The sequence below is a fragment of the Micromonospora sp. SH-82 genome (assembly GCF_051132485.1).
Classification (GTDB): Bacteria; Actinomycetota; Actinomycetes; order Mycobacteriales; family Micromonosporaceae; genus Micromonospora.
The window spans coordinates 5,225,396-5,245,289 of record NZ_CP148049.1; the positions used below are offsets into that span (position 1 = coordinate 5,225,396).

The window sequence follows — 19,894 nt, forward strand, 5'->3', positions numbered from 1 at the left end:
CGCAGATGCGGGAATTCGTCACGGAGGTCGCTCATCACCCCTGGAGGGATCGCAACGTGAAGCAGACGGTCGCCTTGAAGTGCTCGTGCTCCCGTCGCTCATGGTTGCGTCCACGGGAGTGGTGTACGACTTGCCCGTGTTGGGCGTGTTGCGTAGATGAGAGACGGCCATCGCGTCGATCCTTCAAGACGACTTCGGCTTCCACCCGCTGCTGTGTTTCCTGGACAACACCGGCGAGGCCCTCGCCGGTGTACTCCGCGAAGGGCGGGCCGGGTCCAACACCACCGCCGACCACATCACCGTGCTCGACCAGGCCCTCGCCCAGATCCCCGACCCGGTCCGGCACGGCACCCCGATCCTGCTGCGCGCCGATGCGGCCGGCTCCAGCCACGGGTTCCTCGCTCACATCCGAGCTTTGCGCGAGCAGCATCTCGACATCCGATTCAGTGTCGGCGCCGCGATCACCGAGCCGGTGCGGGCGGCGATCCGCGCCGCGACCGGCTGGGTCCCCGCCGTCGACACCGGCGGCGGCCTGCGCGAACACGCCGAGGTCTGCGAGATCACCGGCCTGTTCGACGCTGCCGGCTGGCCGGAGGGCACCCGGTTCCTGGTTCGCCGGGAACGCCCACATCCGGGTGCCCAACTGTCGCTGTTCGACACCATCGAAGGATGGCGGCATCAGGTCGTGGCCACCGACACCCCGCCAGGCAGCGGCAACATCCAGTTCCTGGAGGCCCGGCACCGCGCCCACGCCCGCGTCGAGGACCGCATCCGCTGCGGCAAGAACACCGGCTTCGGCCGGTTCCCGTCCCGGATCTTCGCGATCAACCAGGCCTGGCTCCACCTCGCGCTGACCGGCATCGACCTCCTCGCCTGGACCCAAACCCTGCTCCTGCACGGCGACCTGGCCACCGCCGAACCGAAGAAGCTGCGCTACCGGCTACTACACGTCGCCGGCCGGATCACCCGCACCGCACGCCAGACCCGCCTGACCATCGCCGCAGACTGGCCCTGGGGCGACGCGTTGACCAGAGCATTCAGCAACCTTGCCGCACTACCCCGACCCACTGGCTGACCCCACGACTCACGCACCGACCAGCAGCACGGAGGAACCCGGCCCAGCGCCGGGCCATCGACATACCAACAGAACGACAGAAAAACGACGAATCACATTCATCGAACCGAAGCTATGAGCCGACACCCAAGTGAAAGACCGAGGCTAGTCAACCCGGTTGCGTCGGCCAGATCGGCGAGCAACCGGGCACCGGCATGACCGACCACGCCCCGCCCGTCCCCAGTCACCGTGATCTTCGGACGTGTTGCGGTAGCCTTCACCCAGCAAGTGCCTTCCGTGACAGGAAACTCGGACCCTCGACAAGTCCTATTTTCCCTGATCAGAAGGAACTTCTTCGTTCCCGGTCCACTCCTTGGACAGCCCTTAACGAAGGGCCGAGGCTAGACGACTGGTGTCCCTGGTCGAACTGCGGCAACTCCACCAGACGCGCCCACAACTGCCAGCCGCCGTCGCTCGACCGTCGCTTCCACCCATCCGGCTCCGGGCCATGCTCGAAGAACCGGTCAATGCGCTGCTCAACCCACTCCGCGAACATGGCCCGGAACTCGGCCTCCACGCCGCGCCGAACGATGGCGTTCACCACCGCACCCGACTCGTCCGGCACGAGCACCAGGTAGCCACCAATGTCGGGTTCATCGTGCCGCCCCAGGTCGGTTCCCTCGTCGAGGAAGAGTCCACGGCTGTTCAGTCGTCGTTCCGCTGCTGATGTCACAGGAACAGTGTCGGCAACAGGGGCGAGGTACGCAAAGGTCGGTGGTGGCGGGCTGCCGGTTACCCCGTGCCTCGCCCTCGCGAGGGCTGCCGATCATCTACTGACAATCCCGTGTCGGGCAGATTGCGATTGTCGCGCGATGTGGAGCGCCCTATCGGAGGGCTCAATAGTTGCGCCAACTTCGCCGTCGCCTCGTCACTCAAAGGCGGCCAGTTTGCTGCGGTTTCTTTGGCTAATTCTTCTAGGTACGACTGTAGCTTTGGATCATTCAGTCGGAATATTGGCATGCAATCGAACATCCATTCGGCAGACTCTTCGGCTGCCCAGAATGGCAGGCTCCACATCGACACGAACGGGCCTCATGTCCGACTATCAGGCTGATTCCCCACTCTTGAGGGACACGCAGCACACATGTCGGACCACCACCAGCGGTCCTGTGCGGCAAAGTCGGCCCAGCCAACCCAAACTACGAACACGCCTCCGGTCGAAAGCAGGGTTTCTGCGTCAGGGCAGGTAGCCGTCCGAGCGGAGGGCCTTCAGAATCTCAACATCACCTAAGTCTGAACGAGCGGGTCGAACGCTGGGCGGACAGAGGTTCGACACCGGCATGTCTAGCCAGCTTGCTGGGACGAGAACCCCCAAGGCGATTGCGACCGCCGCTTGACGCCTCTTGACATCCATGGACTCGGCTAGCGTTGCCGCTGCTTCAAGGCCACTATTCCGAATGGTGAGCGCAAGCGCACAGCCATCTGGATCCAGCATTTGCAAAACAAGGCGGGCAGGCGCTTCCCTGATATTCGAAGCCAGTAAGGCCACTCCCACGATGTGCGTCGTGAGGGACGCGCTTGTTGCAATCGATGCGCTGTGGTGCGCTGAGCAGGCAGAGCAACCGTCCCAACGTGCAGCCAAGGCATCGAGCATCGGCCTGAGATCCATCGACTGAGGCCGTAGTTCGTCCGCCCCGCCTGGGAAGTAGTCAGCTGCGTAGATTGACAGCAGTTCTAAGTCGACACCTGCTGGTCGAGGGTGAGGTGGTGCCTCATCGCGGTTGACACTAGGCGGGCCGTCGCAAGTACGCGGGAGCACTTTGCCGTCGTAGAAGCTGTCCGGGATACGTGATTTCGCCACACGCCCCATCCTCCCGCTCACGACAAGATCCATCAACATTGCTTGTGAGTCGGCTACCTGATTGCACTCAGGGCGTCGGTGTGACGGGGTGCGGCGGGGTAGTCCGGCCAGGCCGGTAGCCGCCGCGCAATCAGCGTGGTCGTACAGGCCACGTACGGCCGATTCGTCTACGGCGACGACCGCGAGCGCCGCCAACCTGCCGCCTCGGTAGTCGTCAGGGCCAGCGAGCATGGCTGGATCAAGAAGAATAAGCCACCGCCAACGCCATCGGCGATGCGCAGATTATGGGACCATCCCGGCCAACCACGATGGGGGCGGCTCACGGCCGCACTGCTACTGATGGACCCGGACATCAGTGCCGACCTGCGGCTGTTACCCGACGTGTTTGTCGCCGCTTGGAAAGCCAACGGCTACCACCTACGACTGACAGCGCTAGACGCAGCGATGCGGGCGTCCTACAACGCCGAGGAATCCACTCGTCAACGGATGCGTTCACTCTTGGACGACTGCGAGAAGGACAACGTCCTGCTCAACAGCCTGCTGTTCGAGGCATTGGCGGCCCACGGCGGTCTTGACCCGCTGAAGACCGACGATGATATTCGGGCGGAGATCGCCGAGATTCTGGCCTCGCCGGCAGACCCGCAGGCGTGGGACGCCGCACAGGCCATGACCGGCATGATTTTCGAGGATCAGCGTCTGCACGGACCGTACGCCGAAGTGCTCTACGGGCTGGAAGACGCCGACGTGCTACGGCTGCATGTCATGGCCGCCCGCAGCAGCAGGTTCCCGTACAACCAGGATACGATCCTTAAGGTGATCATTGATCACGCCGCCCCGAACGACGACGACGCCCGAGCAGTCCTGCGCGATGCGATCGGGCGACTCGATTGGGGCCACCCATTCAGGACGAGGCGATTCGCGCCCACTTGATTGCAATCTACGGATGGGCGAAGCTCACCGACCGCCTGCCGCCGCCCCCAGTCGATGACGGCGATCCAGTCACTCGACGTGGCGCATCGTCGATGAATTGCTGTTTCAAGCCTTCCGCGGCACCGACAAAAACGCCAAATTCCTGGCGACGCTGTGGTCCGAACTGCTGGGACCATTCGCAGCCAATGCAGTCGATGCTGTCGCATATGTCAAATCAGCTTGCAGATTCAGCCTCGTCCCACTCGAACCGTCACCGTACGAATGCCTAATCGAAACGTGGCCCGACCAGACGCGGCAACTGTTCGAATGGTGCCTGCTACATCACGTTCGGGCCGGACCGCCGTTCGACCGACGGACGGCCCACAACGCACGCCGAGAACTCATCGCGGACCTCGCCTATGTCGGAACCCACACCACCACAGTGCTCCTGGAGCCCTACCTCGCCGAACCCGAGATCGGAGTCACGGTCGTGGACGTGATCCGCTCGATCAATCGACGCTTGGAAAGCACGGCGAGGACCGGTGCCGCCGAGATCTCCAGCCGCACGAACGACTGAAGAGAGCAGACGGTAGGGCGCAGCGCATACCCACCCGACCGAACCTCAAACTCAGCAGCCGGCGAGTTCAGGGTGTGTGCTGAGAGCATCGCGGGGGTGGCCTGTTCCGGCATGCTGGAAACGGCTCGGTGGGGTGCCGGAGCAGATCCCTGGGTATCGCTGCCAGCTCTACCACTGTGCCATCTAGTCGATCTTGATACTGGTTTCGGCTGATCCTAATGAGAGGCGCGGCAGCCCTCAATCCCCTGGCCAAGCATCTGGTAGGGCTGTGCGATCACAACATCGGTAACAGTCAGTCTTCGAGTGCCGCCGGTAAATTGCGATCCGGCACCCGTCCGGATACCCCGTTGAATGGCAGGTCCGAGAGTTCCCGTAGTGGCGCCGCCACGTTACCGCCGGCAACGCGCGTGAGGCACCGGAGTGCGACGAGGACAAGTCCACGATGCTCGGCGGTGAAGAGGTGCGCAAAGGCTGGCGCTTTCCAGTTATGGTCACCAAGCAGAGCGTCGAAGCAGGCGAGTTCCACGGTCTGTAGCAGGTCTCGTGAAACCTGCGGATTGCTCCTCAGCCGTTGGACAAAGTCGATGTAGTCGTCTAGATAGGCAGGGGGCGTCGCGATCGCGTCACGTAAGGACGGGATATCGATGCGAATCGCCTCCGCACCAGCGGCGACATACGCTCTGTGAGTTCGATCCTGAAGGTGGCGGACCAGCGCGTCGGCTCGTTCGAGCATGGGAAGCAGGTGAACATCGTCAGGGTCACCGACGGTGAGCGCCCGCTCCAGCCGGCCCCGGAGGTTACTGACGGGCACCGCATCGAGCTTGCCTGCGTCTTGAAGCCCGGCCAGCACGATCGCGACCATGGCGTGGCCGGATAGAACCTTGGCGCACGGATCGGGCAATCCTCCTTGTCGTTCGACCGCACCACCGAAGCGCTGGACGGCAGCAAGAAGTGCGGGCGAGTCAGCGAGGAGTGCCTCACCCCGAAGGAACTTTGCGAGGCCAGTAGGTATGTCAGGCAGACCCCTCAACTGGGTGTCTGTGCGGCTTTCGGCCGCGGCGCACGCAATTCCATCGAGATGGGCAAATTTCTCCGGGAGCCAGGCGTGCGCCTCCTCTCGCCTTCGGATTGTGGCCTCATCCATCACGACAATGCCGAGCCTCTTGGCGAGGCTGACTCCTCTGTTGCTGATCGTTTGACGGACAAGGGTCACACGCTCGAGCTTCAGAAGTTGGCGGAATCCGGCGAGCCATACGATCGTGTAGGGCTCGCCGCTCTGGCCCTTGCCGCTCTTGCATTCAAGCACCGACCGGGAAAGACGCAGCCGACGGTCGAGATCAAGCGACAGGATGTCGACGTCCGTCAGGACATCTCGTCCGCTGTCAGCGTCATCTGCGGCGAGCTTCACTCGGAGGCGCGCAAACGCACCCTCCGCGAACTCAAGGCGGGCGACTCGGCGCTCCAGCTGGCCGCCAGGTGTATCGCTTGGCTTGGTGCCCGCACCCGGCCGTCTGGTTGAGGAGCGGTTCGCTCGTTCGCCGCCCGTGACGCCGCTGTTTCGCTGCCGGCCGTTGGGAATCGCCGCGCTGTCCGGGGTCTCCCGATCGAGTTCTGGCTGTTCGCTCATGATCGACCGCCCATCATGCGCTGGACGGGAACTTCTCGTAGGGCTGCCAGCAGGCGAGCTTGCTCGACCTCATCGGTGTCTGTGGTCAGTGCCAGCCGGGCGCGTTCTCGCTCGACGTGGATGTAGGAACGTTGGGCCCGTAGGGCCGCAGCGTCTGCATCGGATGTGCTGCTACCGTTGCTCCCCTCTCGGGTTGAAAGAAGCTTCAGGGCGTCCTCCGCCACCTCCGACTGCAGCAACTCAAGCCGGAATCGGCTTGAGGAGCTTCCTGGGACCACCTTTACTACGCCGGCCTTTTCCAACATGGGGTAGTCCGTACCGATAGACGACACGTCTCCCGCGATACCGCGGTTGATCAGCGACCGAAGGAAGACGTCGGGATAGATTAGTCTGATCTTTGCGAAGGTCGCTGCGTAGATCATCGATCCGACGAGCTGCCGGACCTGTCCGGAGGCGTCTCCAACGGTTCCCCCGAAGGGATCGCGCCCCAGATGCGGCGTAAACAAAAAGCCCTGTTCGAGCCCCTCGGACGTCTGGATCACTGAACGCTGGACAAGACCCTGGGAGACGGCGAAAGCCACCCACTTGGACTCGGTCGACTTAACATGCGCCTCGGGCAGACCCGGATTCGACGCGAGTTCCTGGAGCAGCGCGGTGACCTCACCGGTCGCCCGTGCGTCAGCGGCCCTGAGCGCCGCTTGGGCGATGGCATCGCCTTGTGTCCACACGTTTGGGTTGTAGAGAACCTCGCGACCGTCGTCTGCGACTACGCGGCGCACGAGGCCGAGGAAAGTGAGGTGGCGTAGGGCCGCTTCGGCGGCCTCCTCATTCCCGTCGACCCCAGCAGCCGTGGTCGCCGTGTCTAGCGCGTCCTCGACCAGCAAGGGCTGCAGCGTGGTGGCGCGCAGGATCGCCAGGGCCGCCCGTTCAGAGGCTTCCACCATCAGCAGATTCAGTAGTTGTGGGGCCGAGGCGACTAGGTCTCCCGGTGCCGGAATGCTCTCCGAAATCGAGATCGGCGCATTGCCAGCGTCCCGCACGACGGAGAGCCAACCGAGCGTTTCCATCGTGGTAACGACGTCTTTGAGACTGCGCGGCCCAAGGCCGACATCTAGCCCGATCGCCCGGACGCGGTCGGCGCTGCTGGTCGTACTGCCGCGCAGACGGAACGCGACATCGAGCACCCGGCCGGCGAACTCCAACTGCTCCAGCGCGGCACGCTCCGTACCCATCTGGTAGACGGAGAGGTGGCGAGACAAGCCGAGCATTAACTCAGCGTCGGTCATGATCGTCACGGCTGCTCCGTTCCGGGTCGCTGGGACCGCGTTGAAGCTCCCCAGGGGAGAGCATTATGCCCCACTGGGGCTTCCGCCCGCCGCCCCAATCGGCACCGGGGCGCTGCCCTACCGGCGCGGTGGGTGACAAGGCTGCATACAAACAGCACCTGGTACCACACTGGCGCAGCTAGTTCGAACCTGATCGCCCACCGGCGTTATCGGGGGGCTTTCGGGGGGCGATTCAGATATACATCGATGAAAATGAGGCCCTGACCAGCACTGATGCTGGTCAGGGCCTCCCTCTGAGCCGCCTGACGGAATCGAACCGTCGACCTACGCTCCTCGACCATCGCCCTTTCTAGCTTGTCACTGGTCGTCGCGATTAAGCGCTGACCAGCACAGGTGCGGCTGACCGCTGATCAAAGTTTGCCGCAAATCATCACCGTTAGGCCATCTCTCACCTACACAACACGCCCATCACGGGCAAGTCGTACACCACTTCCGTGGACGCAACCGGTCTCGTTGGCACTCGACGTCAAGTTGAAGACAAGGACTGCCGATAAGCTGGCGATGTGCATGAGGATGAGATCCGGGACAAGCTGGCCGAGAACTTGTCGATCATCGAGCCGGGGCTCAACTTGGTGGCGACCAACTTCCGGCTGCCGAATGACGCCGGCAGTATCGGAAAGATCGACATTCTCGCGAAAGACACCACCGGGGCCCACGTCATCATCGAGATCAATAGTGGGCAACTGTCGGAAAGCTGGCGCCCCGCAGGGTTTACTCGGCTACGCTCGGTGCCGAGAAAGTGATGACTACGAATGCAACGGCATTGTTCAGGTCACCAATCACCTCGACGGTTCGTAGCGCCTCGGTGACGCAGTCAGGTTTCGAGTAGGTAGGGGCCAAGGAACCGCTCGCCGTTAAAGTGGATCATGTGGGTCGGGTTGTCCGCACACCACACTTCGGTCTCCCAGGCGATCTGGTGAAGGTATTTCCTCGCGTTCTGCCTGGTTGGGAAACAGGTGACGAAGACGAGACCTGCGGTGCTGCCAGCGAAGAGAGTGCGGAGTTCGGTGTGCCGCTTGGCGTCGATGGGTCCGTGCTTGGGGGCGGCTTCCAGCAACACTAGCCAGTTCCTGTCCGGCATGTACACAATCAGGTCGGGGATCTTGCCGTGAGGGTCGAGGACCACACCCAGGTCGGTGAGAGCCTTCTTTTCAAAGACTGACCACTTGTCCCCAGCGTCGCCGACGTAGAGCACCATGCCACCGGGCGTGAAGTAGCTGCAAAAATCCTTGATCATGACATTGAGGAGTTCGTTCTGGCCGCCGGGACTGAGGGTGACCTTTCTGCCGCCGGGCAGCACTACAGGAATACGGCGCATCTTCCTCTCCGCGGCATAGGCGTCCAGTTGTCCAGGGAGGTCGATCAGGTAGTTCCTGATGGTGGTGTCGAACTCTTCGCTGCCGTAGGAGCGGATAACGGCCAGGGCGGGATCGCTGATCTGGTAACACCAGCGGGGCGAGTTGATGGGCCGGTCGGGTTTGTCTGGGTTTTGCACGACAAGCCCTGCGGCGGCGAACTGGTGCAGCGTCTGCCGACGGATCGTCTCTCGGGTGTTGGGCTTGTAGTCACGGCCGTAGTGCTGTCGCAGGGAGTCCATGATTTCCACGGTGCGCAGCGTCGGATTGGTGGCCTGCGACCACGGCTCGTCGGGCAGCAAGCCCAGCAGCGCGCGCAGTACGAGGGCGGAACGTTCGTTGCACCGTTCGTCGTCGAAGTTGAAGGTCTTGAGTAGCTTCCGTGCCTGCTGCACCGATTCCGGCACCTGACTCACGATTCCTCCCTGCTGCGTGGCGCCTGCTTCGGCGAGCACGTGCTGGTGCACCAGCACGTCGATCTCGGCTTGGGTGGGCCACTGTCCTGGCTGGACATTCTCACCCAGTCGGCGAAGATGGGCGGTGTCGGGGTAGCGGAGGTTACGCAGATCGGTGGCGTTGACCTGGGTATGGCCGCTGAACTGCCGGAAGTGAGTGTCGAGCAGATTGGAGTTCAGCCAAACCGCGAGACCGTTGGCCACAACTTCGTCGAGGCCGGCGCCGTTGTCGTGGAAGACGTTGAGGTGGTTCTCGATCCCGATTGTGTCGCCAGGCAGGTCGGTAGGGTGAACGACGGTCGCCACGACCCGGCGGGTTTCCTCTTTCGCGGAGAAGCGCTTGACCAGCACATACACGCCAGCGGGCAGCATGAGGCTGGCAGTCGATCCGTCGGCCACGATGGCGTTCGGCTTGCGGTAGTCAGGCAGGGGCCACTGCACCCTCCCATCGCGCAGGTGACCTGGATAGATCAGTGGCACCGTGTCACCGCTCGGCATGGCGCGTAGGGCGTGCTTGGCACGGAAGTCCACGACCTTGCCGGTGGAGACTTTCAACCCGAGATCAGCCAGGCTGGCCGGCAGGTCGGCGAACAGGCTCGCCGCGTGCCCGTCGTCAACGTCGGTGGGGACATGCAGGAACGCCTCAGCGTCGCCCGGTCTGATGATCTCTGCGTAGTCAACCCAGTGCTCGTGGGCCGGGTCCGCGTAGCCGCGCGAGGCGACGACGGCGACCTTGTCCGGGCGGCGGCCTAGTGTGCCCGCCAAGATAATGTTCTCCTGTAGCACCGACAGGTCGGCGAACAGCGCGCCCCGGTCCTGGAACACACTGATTCGGTCGATACCCAGCCGCGCGAACAGCCACTCGCGGAACGACCTGAAGTACGCGCCGTTGGCGAAGCTGCGCGGTGTGATCGCAACCAGTTGACCGCCTTCCGCCAGCAGGGCTGTCGAAAGCGCGAGGAACGCCGCGTACAGGTTCGGCACATCCAACCCGAGTTGACGCAGCGCCGCTCGAACTGACGAATTCCTCCCGACCTTCCCGTAGGGCGGGTTCTGAACCACTAGGTCGAAGCGTGCGGGCTGCTCGTGGAATCCGATGGCGCTGCCGGCATGATCGGCGGACCATTCGACAAAGTCAGCCTTAACAATCACAAAATCGACATCGCCACCGGCAGTTCGAGCGGTATCTCGGCAGTCTTGAAGCGTCGCATAAAGCTGCTCATGGAATGCCTGCTCTACCTCGACCGCAGTCACCTCGACCCGCAGACCGGGGCACTCACGCAACACCCGGGCGACCAGCGCCGCAGTCAGCGACCCCGAGCCCGCTCCGGGATCGAGCAACCGCAGGACTCCGCCATCCGGCAGCCGCGGTTCGGTCGCGATTCGCTCGGCCACTACCCTCGGAGTGAAGTACTGGCCGAGGATCCGTTGCCGGACCGGATCCATCGCCTGCATCAGGGCCCCGCGTCGGGCCTCTGTCCGGGACAAGAGCCCTTCAATGACCAGGTCAAGCTTGGGATGTGCCGTCACATCGCGCAGCCTACTGTGTCTGCCGATGCCGGCCATGGTCCGGATCGAGTGGCACGCCGAGGTGCGTCAGCGGTCCCGGTCAGATCGCTCGGGCAGGTTCAATCAACGGATACACATACGCAGACTCAGGTACCGCCGACAGGACAAAGATCTGCCAGCACTCCGTGTTCCTCGCCTACGCCACCCAGGTCAGGTCATGTGGGCCGAGCCGTGCCAGTTCGAGGGTTATGTGGCGGTACCAGGCGTCGTAGCGGCGGACCTGGTAGTGGTCCAGTTCGACCTCGGTCTTGGCGGTCTGGAAGCACTCCTCGATCGCCCACCGGTTCCCGACGACCCGGATTAGATCCTCGTCATGCGTCCTGGCCGGGCCGAAGCACAGGTAGTAGGCCATATCCGTGGGATCGGTGATGCTGCGGCGGATCAGCAACCAGTGGCCGTATCCATCGACCGTGCCGGGCAGGGAAGCCACGGCCCAGTCGTAGAGTCGCGGTCCCTTGGCGCCGTCGCCGCAGCTACGCCATTTCCACGCCACGGCCGGTGCGGCGGCGGCGAGGACGTCCGGGCGGGAGTTGCCCACCGTCGTCGCGACCCGCTGGTTTCGGGGCACGGCCAGGACGTAGCCGATGCGCTGCTGCTGCAACCACGTCCGGAACTTCGAGTCCTGTCCGTATGCCTCGTCCGCGGTCACCCACCTCGCCGGCAGGCCGGCGTCGACGACGCGTTCGACCATTCGCAGACCCAGCGCAGGCTTCGTGGCGAACCCGACGCTGGCGGCGATGCCGGCTCCCTCGCGGCGGGCGGAGTCGTCGCACCAGCCATGGGGCAGATACAACTTCCGATCGATCAGCGTGCGCCCGTGCGGGCCAGCGTAGGCAAGGAACACCCCGAGCTGGCAGTTCTCCGTCCGGCCGGCCGTGCCAGAGTACTGGCGCTGCACCCCGGCCGACTTGATCCCCTTTCTTCAGGAACCCGGTCTCGTCAACGATCGGCACCCCATCATCGTGACCGAGGTACTCGGACACGCAGGCGAACAGATCGTCCCGGACCGCGCATCCGGGTTCCACGCGGACCGGTTGAGCAGACGTTGCATCCGGTCCGGCGTGGCGTCACCGGCGGCTTCGGCCAGGGTCCCAGCCGTTCTTGCCGGCGAAAGGCGACAGCAACCCGACCAGGTAGGTCAGCGCCTGCCGGCGCGGCTCCGCACGCCCGAACCGGTGCGCGAACCACGCCAGCAGATCATCCAGGCCCGCCCGCCAGCCCACGATCTCATCGATCAATACAAAAGCGATAGCTTGCCCGCCCCACGAGCGGCCACAACAGACAGACGGTGCGACCACTCAACCCATCACACGAACAGCATCGACGCATGCAGTTGCAGGACTGGCGCCGTCCGCGCGTCGATCACACCGGTGAGCTGCCGAAACTCCGGATCAGGCAAGTGCTGCTGGAATACAAAGCCGCGCTGCGGGCTCCACGGATCCTGGATACCCCCATCAGCGCAGGAAGTCGTTGGGTTCCAGCACGTGCCTCCCGGAGGAGAGCGCAGGCCGCCATCCACCGACCTTCATCGCCCAGTGGTCACCCGATTCCGTTCGGTCCGGGCTGTGGTCGACCTCCACCGGCCAGCCATGTCCGGCTGCCACCTTGCGGGCCCGGCGGTACATCCGGTCGGCGACGCCCCTCTCACCACACCCCTTCCGCCTGTCGACGCGCTTGACCTCCCCCACCGTCAACCCGGCGTCAGGGCCGTCGAGGCGCCCACCTGGCCGGTTGATTGTCCAGGCCAGGTGACCGATCCAGGCGAGGGTGTCGGCCGCGAGCGCCACAACGACCGCACTGCCCTCGCGGTGAAACACGACGTGCACCTCCCCCATCGCCGAACTCCCGGCAACTAGATCGACGATCGGGTCAGGTTGCCGTGTGCTGATGGCGTTGGCATCCTGCAACGAACACACATCGTCATCGCTGTCCGGGATCGTCAGCCCCGTCCAGGCGTCGACACCGACCAGTTCCTGCGCGGCCCGGCACAGGACAAGGCCGACGCCACGCTCCGTCCTGTCCTTGCGGACCTGGGTGTCATTGACCTCGCCGACATGATCGTTAGGGCCAGCAGTCCAGGTGATGTGCCCCATGACGGTCAGCACGTCCGGGTCGAGGCCAAGGATGGTCGAGAGTCGGCCACGCCGGACCAGCACGACGAGCAGCTTGGCCCGGCCAGCGCGACCGATGATCTCCCAGGGCTCGCCGTCCATGGCCATCACCGGCGTCGTCGATTCCTCGGTTGTCATCATGGTTGTCCCTTCGCTGCGCTGGCCTGCCGCACGAGTAGCAAAATACCGATCGACCTGGTGGTGGCTCTCCGCACTCTGGGGGTGATGCCGGCGGCATCACCCTCGTCTCAGGGGTTGGGTGCGATGTAGCGGGGTCGGCGTCGCATGGACGTTGCGGCAGCCGGAAAGCGCGCCGGGGTGAGGCTTTCCCGCCATGCGAGTTTCTGCCATCGCCGGTGTTATGCCACAAGGTGGGGTGCGGTGGTGGTGGTGTAGCCGAGGTAGCGGTCGTCGTCGGTGAAGTGCAGGTCGACGATTGTGTGGGCGTCGAGGAGCCAGAAGTCGTAGTCGGGTAGGGCGAGGGTGGTGACTCGGCGGCGGCTGAGGTAGCGGATGTCCTCGCCGGCACGGAGGTTGTGGGGAGTCACGGCCATCTCGAAGCGGAGGTAGTCGCTCGGCGGGTTGTCAACGATCCGGATCCGCTTGATCCGTTTCCCTGCTGCGGTCTGGGCGGCGACGAGGTCGAGCCATGGTTGCAGCCAGTCGGTGCCGGGGGCGCGGCCTTCGAGGAACTCCTGGAAGGCGTGGTCCTCCGACGGGATGCGGTAGTTCCTACGGACCTCCAGTTTGAGCGCGGTGCGCTCGAAGGTGGCGAACAAACTGCCGGAACGCCTGGGGGTCGGTGATGAGTCGTCTCACGGTGATGTCCTCCGTCGCGACCCGAAAAGCTGTCGTCGCGTCTCGGTGGTGGGCGTCCCGAACAACCAAGCGAGTGTGGGGATAGCGGTGCGGCGCGGCCAAGGCTGTCTGGTTCACGAGCGCGGCTGCTAGGTCACTTGGTCACTGCGTTGGACCCTCGGTACGGGCAGCGAAGCAGGCGATCAGGAGCAGCAGGGCCAGAGCGATGGTGATCAGGCGAGTAAGTCGTTGGCGGAACAGGATCCAGGCCAGGGTGGGCATGCTTGCCCTGACCAGGGCGGCGACGAGCAGGAGCACACCGATCACCGCGAGAAGTTCACCCGGCTGCGTTCCGCCCTCGGGATCGGTCATGCCACCTCCGCCGGGTTCTTTGTGTCTGAGGTGCACGCGAGTAGGCACCGGTGGGTTGTGGTCACGGGGTCGTGTTCCTTGTTCTCGCCTGGGCCCCGGGGACGGGGGTGGGGGCAGTACCAACGGCATCGATCCCGCCGCGGCCGACTCCCCAACACCCACGCCTCTCGGTTCTGATGTCGCGCTCCCGGGTACCCGCGGCCAGGGTCAGAGCGGTTGCGTCTCTGTGATGTCGGGCCCCGCGGTGCGAGCGCGTTCGAGAATGAGGAGGTACTTCCCCAGCTCGGCCGGCTTCCTGGTGTCGTATTCGTGGAGGAGGAGGAGTTCGCCGGTATCGGGGTCGATGGTCAGGCGGGTGGTGGTGACGGCGAAGGTGAGGCCGGTGCGGCCGGCGATGTCGGTGGTTTCGCCTCGGTAGGTGAGGGTGGGGAGGGTGGCGAGGGTGCGCAGGGTGGTGGCGCGTTCGGGTGTGGTCAGGTGGCGGCTCATGGCCAGGTGGAAGAGGTCGTCGGTGAGGACGCGGGGGTAGACGTCGGTGTCGAGCGGGACGCGGTCGACGAGGCCGGCGGCGAGGGCCTTCGGGTCGGTGGGGAGGGGTTGTGAGGGCGGGTACTTGAACATGGGTGGAAGGGTTATGGCGACGTGGCGGCCGGTGGTCAGGCGTCTGTGCTGTGCGGGGGTGGGTTGGTGGATGCGACCGGGTAGGGCGGGGTGTGGGCGGATGTGGAGGGGGCCGGAGCCGTCGGGGCCTATCCACTTGCGGTGATCGATCGAAATGGTGCTGTCGGTGTCGCGGTCGTATGACCAGGTTTGGGACTGCCCCGGGTCTGGTTGACTCGCGGGGTTGAGTGGTTCAGGCCGCGTGTGCGGGTCTGTTGATTGTCTCGAACTCGATCGGGGTGAGCCGTCCGAGGCGTTGTTGCCGGCGTCGGCGGTGGTAGGTGCGTTCGATCCAGGTCACCATCGCCAGGCGTAGGTCGTGGCGGGTGTGCCAGCGTTGGAGGTCCAGGACGTTGCGCTGCAGCAGGGCGAAGAACGATTCCATCGCGGCGTTGTCACCGCAGGCGCCGACGCGGCCCATCGAGCCGACCAAACCGTTGCGGCGTAGTGCTTTCACGAACTTCTTCGACCGGAACTGGCTTCCTCTGTCGGAGTGGATCACGGTGCCGGCCGGGTTCCGTAGTCGGATCGCGTTGCGCAGGGCGGTGACGGCCAGGGAGGCCTTCATGCGGGTGTCGATGGAGTAGCCGACGATCCGGCCGGAGTACACGTCCTTGATCGCGCACAGGTAGAGCTTGCCCTCGGCGGTGGGGTGTTCGGTGATGTCGGTGAGCCACAGCCGGTTCGGGGCGTCGGCGGTGAACCGGCGTCGTACCAGGTCGTCGTGTACCGGCGGTCCGGCACGCCTGGTCAGGCCCTTGCGCTTGGCGAACACCGACCAGATCCGCTGCTGTGAACACAGTCGGGCGACCCGGTTACGGCCGGCGGTGACGCCGTGGGCGGGGAGTTCGTCGGCGATGAACCGGTACCCGAACGCCGGATCATCGTGGTGGATGTCCAGGGCGGCGTTGATCAGGTGGGCGTCATCGACGTCGCGTCGCGACACCGGGTCGGCGCGCCACGCGTAGTAGGCCTGCTTGCTGAACCCCAACACCCGGCAGGTCACCGCGACGGGGATCCCGTCCGCGGCCAGGTCACCGACCAGCGGGTACATCATTTTGGGGAGATCTCCCGGGCGAAGAACGCCGCCGCTCTCCGGAGGATCTCGTTCTCCTGTTCCAGGAGCTTGTTGCGCCGTCGCAGGTCCCGCAACTCGGCCGACTCCGAACCGGTGACGCCCGGACGGACGCCGTCCTCGACGTCGGCGAGCTTGAGCCAGCGGTGCAGACAGCCCTCGGAGATCCCGAAGTCCTTCGCGATCTGCCGCAACGGCGCCTCACCCTTGCGAGCGACCGCGACCACGTCACGGCGGAACTCCGGCGGGAACGCTTTCGGCATGACAGACATCCTTCCAGCGAGGAACGCATCCTCACAAATCAGGAGTCAACCAAACCGGGTGCAGTCCCGGGGGCGGATGATGCCGGTGGTGGCGTGGGGTAGGAGGCAGGCGGGGCTGCCGCCGGTCCAGGTGCCGGTGTGGCCGGTGGTGGTGACGTCGAGGCCGTGGATGCGCAGGGCATGGTGGGCGTGGCGGCCCCAGCGGGGGTCGTTGCCGGCTTTGGCGAGGGCGGCCTGGAAGCCCACGTGGTAGGCGTTGAACAACCGGTCGGCTTCGTCGAGGTTCGGGGCGGACAGCACCGAGGGGCGCCAGGTGGCCTCGAACTCCTCCACGATCAGCAGGCCGTTGGGGTTGAGGGCGCCGACCAGCCGGGCGAGGACATCCTCCCGCTGCTCAGCCGGTAGGTGGGCGAGCAGCAGCCGGATGTGGATGAGGTCGAAGCCACCCTCGGGTAGGGGGTCGGTGACGATGTCGTGGCGCATGAGGTGGACGCGGGGGTGTCGGCGGGCGGGGGCCAGTTCGAGGTCGGTGGCGATGACCTCGCCCATGTGGCACATCTCGGCGAGGGTCGACGCGATGCAGCTCGCGCCGACGGCGACGACGAGGCAGCGGGCGGCGACGGGGATGGCCGACTGGCGGAGCCGCTGGCGGGAGACCGGGTCAAACATGCCGGCCAGGGCGTCGAGCATCAGAGCGTTGTCGGTGCGGGTGGTCGGGATGGTGTCGTGGAACAGGTATCCGGACATGTGTTCGTCTTTCGAGGGATAGGCGGCACCCGGCCGTTGTCGGCCGGGTTGTTGGGGTCAGGCGGTGGTGTGGCGGATCCAGGGGGCGGCGAGGTCGCAGCAGGTGGTGAGGAGGCTGAACAGGAGGTTGCTCATCCAGGCGAGAACGGCGATGGCGGCGAAGGCGAGGTCGGTGCGGGTGCCGGCCTGTTGGATGACGACGCCGAGGCCGTGCAGACCGCCGAACAGCTCGCTCACGACGGCGCCGATCATGGCCAGGGGTAGGGCGATCCGGAGTCCGGAGATCAGGTGGGGCAGGGCGGCGGGTAGCCGGACGGTGGTGAGGGTCTGCCAGCGGGAGGCGGCCAGGGAGCGGGTCAGGTCGACCAGCTCGGCCGGGGTGCCGGTCAGGCCGGCGGTGGTGGCCAGGACGATCGGGAAGAAGCACATCAGCCACACCAGCGTGATCTTGGGTCCGGGGCCGAAGCCGAGGGCGATGATCAGGATGGGCACGAGGGCGGGTTTCGGGATGGTGCTGAGGGTCAGCAGGGCGGGGGTGACCGCGTCGGCGAGGCGTCGTGAAATCGACAGGACGGTCCCCAGCGTCACGGCGGTGATGATGGCGAGGGCGTAGCCGGCCATCGCCGTGGTGAGGGTGGACGCATAAGTACGGCAGCGGCGACAACCTCGCCTACCGCAGCCACGGCCAACTCGCTGACGGGTTTGCCGCGATCCTCGCCGGCTGCCGCACCATGCTGCGCCCCGGTGGACACGTCGTCGTCACCGCCCGCCCCTACCGCCGCCACGGCGAACTCATCGACATCCCCGGCATGGTCGCCGCCGCCGGCATCAACGCCGGCCTCGAACTCGTCGAAGAGTGCATCGCCCTCATCTGCGGCGTCCGCAACGGCGTGATCATCCCCCGCGCCTCGTTCTTCCAGCAGAAGAACACCCGCGACGCCATTGCCATCGGCGACCCGCAATGGCTCGTTCAGCACGAAGACGTGGTGATCCTGAGGGCTTCCTCTGATGAGTGATCGCCTGCCGGAGAGACCGGCTACAACCTCCGTCACGAGACCGGCGCCGACCGTCGAGTTTCTTACCGAACCGGTGCTGACCGACGCCGTGGCCCGCGCGCTGCTGACGTTGCTGCAACGCTCGTCAGCCAGCAATCACCAGGGTCCGGTCGAGTCCGCTGACGCTTGATCCCTTCATCCCGGTATGCGTGGATCTGATGGATAGCGCGTTTGCCGGCCACCGGTGCATTGGGTGGCCGGCGGACGCACACCCCACACCCCCGGAAGGCACGTTCCGTGACCATCGATATACCCCGTATCGAAGAAACTGCCGCTGCCCTGCTCGCCGGCATTGACTACCAGCGGTTCGCGTTCTACGACCGCGTCTCCACGGAAGACCAGCAGGTCCCTGTGGCGTCAAGGAACTGGCAGCGCACACGCGCTACCGGCCTCATCGAACCGGCTGGCGGCATCATCGTCGCCGAGTTCTTCGACATCGGACTGTCCCGCTCCCTGCCATGGAAGCGACGCCCCCTCGCCGCCAACCTGCTCGACGCCCTCGCCGACCCGAACCGTGGCTTCGACGCGGTCGTGATCGGCGAGCCCCAACGCGCGTTCTACGGCAACCAGTACAGCCTGACCATGCCCGTCTTCTCCCACTACGGTGTCGGACTCTGGGTACCCGAGGTCGGCGGCGCGATCGACCCCGAATCCGAAGCCCACGACCTGATCATGAGTGTGTTCGGCGGCATGTCCAAAGGCGAACGAACCCGTGTGAAGGTCCGCGTCCGCACCGCCATGACCTCCCAAGCAAAGATCGAAGGCTGGTTCCTCGGGGGACGCCCGCCCTACGGGTACCGCTTCGCCGACGCCGGACCGCACCCCAACCCGGGCAAGGCCGCCGACGGCCGCCGACGGCACAAGCTCGAACCCGACCCGACCACCGCCCCCCTCGTAGGCCGGATCTTCGCCATGTACCTCGCCAACAACGGCTACTTCGCCATCGCCGAGGCACTCACCCGCGACGGCATCCCGTCACCATCGGCTGCTGACCCCGCCCGCAACCCCCACCGCACCGGTGAAGGCTGGGCCAAGAGCGCCGTCAAGAACATCCTGTCCAACCCCCGCTACACCGGCCGCCAAGTATGGAACAAGCAGCGCAAGGACGAGGTACTCCTCGACATCAACGACGTCGCCCTCGGCTACGAAACCCGGATGCGCTGGAACGACAAAGACTCCTGGGTGTGGTCCGACACCATCGCGCACCCACCGCTCGTCACCGTCAACGACTTCGAACTGGTCCAGACGATCATGACGGCCAGCGGACGAGGCCGCACCGGCAACAAACAGCGAAAGGCGCGCCGCCACTACGTCCTCCGCGGACTCATGCTCTGCGGGCTATGCGGACGCAAGATGCAAAGCCACCAGGCACACGAGACCGCCTACTACCGGTGCCGCTACCCCAACGAGTACGCCCTCGCCAACCACGTCGAGCACCCCCGCAACGTCTACGTCGCCGAACGAGACGTCGTCCCCACACTCGACAACTGGCTCCTCACCGCGTTCGCCCCGCACCGACTGACCGATACGATCCGCCAGCTTCACACCGCTCAAACCGACGCCGGACCCGACAGCGTCGCGCCAGAGATCACCGCCGCCAACAAAATCATCGCCGCCTGCGACGCCAAACTCGTCCAGTACCGCGCCATCGCCGACGCCGGCGGCGACCCCGCCACCATCGCCGCCTGGATCGCCGAGGTCAACGCCCAACGCGCCGCCGCCCTCGCTCAACGCAACACGGCAACGGCAACCCAAGCACCCGCTCCCCGTCACCTCACCGAGGACGACATCCGACGCCTCGTCGGCAGCTTCGACGACATCCGGACCACCCTGCGCGACGCCCGCAGCGAGGACAAGAGCAACGTCTACCGCGAGCTACGGCTCACCCTCACCTACAACCCCGGCCAAAACAAAATCAGCGTCGAGGCTAAGCCCGACGCTGATTACTGTGGGGTAACTGTACGTGTCCGAGGGGGGACTTGAACCCCCACGCCCTATACGGGCACTAGCACCTCAAGCTAGCGCGTCTGCCATTCCGCCACCCGGACTTGCTCGTTCAG

Annotated in this window: 15 protein-coding genes, 1 tRNA gene, 3 pseudogenes and 1 CRISPR repeat array (1 of these 20 only partly in view); of the genes and pseudogenes, 6 read left to right on the top strand and 13 right to left on the bottom strand. The window is 65.1% G+C overall.

The window, feature by feature from the left end; all coding sequences use genetic code 11:
* A CRISPR array of direct repeats spans positions 1-56; the repeat unit is 30 nt; unit sequence GTCGCTCATCACCCCTGGAGGGATCGCAAC; it begins 638 nt to the left of the window's first position.
* 137 nt (positions 57-193) lie between these two features.
* Positions 194-1,075 (top strand): annotated as a pseudogene (locus WHN02_RS22890) (IS1380 family transposase); the annotation flags it as partial.
* A 319-nt stretch (positions 1,076-1,394) separates the two neighbouring features.
* Here the strand turns inward: WHN02_RS22890 and WHN02_RS22895 are convergent.
* Positions 1,395-1,787: a hypothetical protein gene (locus tag WHN02_RS22895; RefSeq protein ID WP_434740766.1), complete on the bottom strand. Its 393-nt coding sequence runs from the start codon at positions 1,785-1,787 to the stop codon at positions 1,395-1,397.
* 1,467 nt (positions 1,788-3,254) lie between these two features.
* Between WHN02_RS22895 and WHN02_RS22900 the strand changes: the two genes are divergently transcribed.
* Positions 3,255-3,845 carry a hypothetical protein gene (locus WHN02_RS22900; RefSeq protein WP_434740767.1) on the top strand — a complete coding sequence of 197 codons (591 nt, stop codon included), beginning with the start codon at positions 3,255-3,257 and terminating at the stop codon, positions 3,843-3,845.
* Between the two features lie 97 nt (positions 3,846-3,942).
* Positions 3,943-4,401 carry a hypothetical protein gene (locus tag WHN02_RS22905; RefSeq protein ID WP_434740768.1) on the top strand — a complete coding sequence of 153 codons (459 nt, stop codon included), beginning with the start codon at positions 3,943-3,945 and terminating at the stop codon, positions 4,399-4,401.
* A 292-nt stretch (positions 4,402-4,693) separates the two neighbouring features.
* On the opposite strand, the gene WHN02_RS22910 is transcribed toward WHN02_RS22905, so the two are convergent.
* Together WHN02_RS22910 and WHN02_RS22915 are read right to left on the bottom strand one after the other, a co-directional pair.
* Positions 4,694-6,028 (bottom strand): hypothetical protein, encoded by a 1,335-nt coding sequence (locus WHN02_RS22910; protein ID WP_434740769.1) that lies wholly within the window; start codon positions 6,026-6,028, stop codon positions 4,694-4,696.
* Positions 6,025-7,323, bottom strand: a complete 1,299-nt coding sequence (locus WHN02_RS22915) for a hypothetical protein (protein ID WP_434740770.1) — start codon at positions 7,321-7,323, stop codon at positions 6,025-6,027. The genes WHN02_RS22910 and WHN02_RS22915 overlap by 4 nt, the downstream gene beginning before the upstream one ends.
* Positions 7,324-7,877: 554 nt before the next feature.
* Here WHN02_RS22915 and WHN02_RS22920 point away from each other — a divergent pair.
* Entirely contained in the window at positions 7,878-8,117 is a 240-nt protein-coding gene (locus WHN02_RS22920) for an endonuclease NucS domain-containing protein (RefSeq protein WP_434740771.1), read from the top strand.
* Between the two features lie 71 nt (positions 8,118-8,188).
* Here WHN02_RS22920 and WHN02_RS22925 read toward each other — a convergent pair whose 3' ends face one another.
* The 9 genes and pseudogenes from WHN02_RS22925 to WHN02_RS22965 form a co-directional block, all read right to left on the bottom strand.
* On the bottom strand, positions 8,189-10,750 hold the full coding sequence (locus WHN02_RS22925) for a BsuBI/PstI family type II restriction endonuclease (protein ID WP_434740772.1): 2,562 nt from the start codon (positions 10,748-10,750) through the stop codon (positions 8,189-8,191).
* A gap of 178 nt (positions 10,751-10,928) precedes the next feature.
* Positions 10,929-11,976 (bottom strand): annotated as a pseudogene (locus tag WHN02_RS22930) (IS701 family transposase); the annotation flags it as partial.
* 231 nt (positions 11,977-12,207) lie between these two features.
* Positions 12,208-13,005 carry a hypothetical protein gene (locus WHN02_RS22935; RefSeq protein WP_434740773.1) on the bottom strand — a complete coding sequence of 266 codons (798 nt, stop codon included), beginning with the start codon at positions 13,003-13,005 and terminating at the stop codon, positions 12,208-12,210.
* 218 nt (positions 13,006-13,223) lie between these two features.
* A complete protein-coding gene (locus WHN02_RS22940; RefSeq protein WP_434740774.1) occupies positions 13,224-13,643 on the bottom strand; it encodes a DUF6879 family protein in 420 nt (139 codons plus the stop codon).
* A 181-nt stretch (positions 13,644-13,824) separates the two neighbouring features.
* Positions 13,825-14,034 (bottom strand): hypothetical protein, encoded by a 210-nt coding sequence (locus WHN02_RS22945; RefSeq protein ID WP_434740775.1) that lies wholly within the window; start codon positions 14,032-14,034, stop codon positions 13,825-13,827.
* Positions 14,035-14,241: 207 nt separating this feature from the next.
* A complete protein-coding gene (locus tag WHN02_RS22950) occupies positions 14,242-14,655 on the bottom strand; it encodes a hypothetical protein (RefSeq protein WP_434740776.1) in 414 nt (137 codons plus the stop codon).
* Positions 14,656-14,887: 232 nt separating this feature from the next.
* A protein-coding gene (locus WHN02_RS22955; RefSeq protein ID WP_434740690.1) for an IS3 family transposase occupies positions 14,888-16,032 on the bottom strand; the annotation gives its coding sequence in 2 pieces (ribosomal slippage) (positions 14,888-15,759 and positions 15,759-16,032; 1,146 coding nt in all).
* A gap of 45 nt (positions 16,033-16,077) precedes the next feature.
* A complete protein-coding gene (locus tag WHN02_RS22960; RefSeq protein ID WP_434740777.1) occupies positions 16,078-16,779 on the bottom strand; it encodes a class I SAM-dependent methyltransferase in 702 nt (233 codons plus the stop codon).
* Positions 16,780-16,836: 57 nt separating this feature from the next.
* On the bottom strand, positions 16,837-17,400 hold the full coding sequence (locus WHN02_RS22965; protein ID WP_434740778.1) for an ABC transporter permease: 564 nt from the start codon (positions 17,398-17,400) through the stop codon (positions 16,837-16,839).
* Positions 17,401-17,420: 20 nt separating this feature from the next.
* Between WHN02_RS22965 and WHN02_RS22970 the strand changes: the two are divergent.
* Positions 17,421-17,795 (top strand): annotated as a pseudogene (locus WHN02_RS22970) (site-specific DNA-methyltransferase); the annotation flags it as partial.
* 276 nt (positions 17,796-18,071) lie between these two features.
* A complete protein-coding gene (locus tag WHN02_RS22975) occupies positions 18,072-19,817 on the top strand; it encodes a recombinase family protein (RefSeq protein ID WP_434740779.1) in 1,746 nt (581 codons plus the stop codon).
* Here the strand turns inward: WHN02_RS22975 and WHN02_RS22980 are convergent.
* A tRNA-Leu gene (locus WHN02_RS22980) sits at positions 19,799-19,882 on the bottom strand. The two genes, WHN02_RS22975 and WHN02_RS22980, sit on opposite strands and share 19 nt — an antisense overlap.
* Between the last annotated feature and the right edge of the window lie 12 nt (positions 19,883-19,894).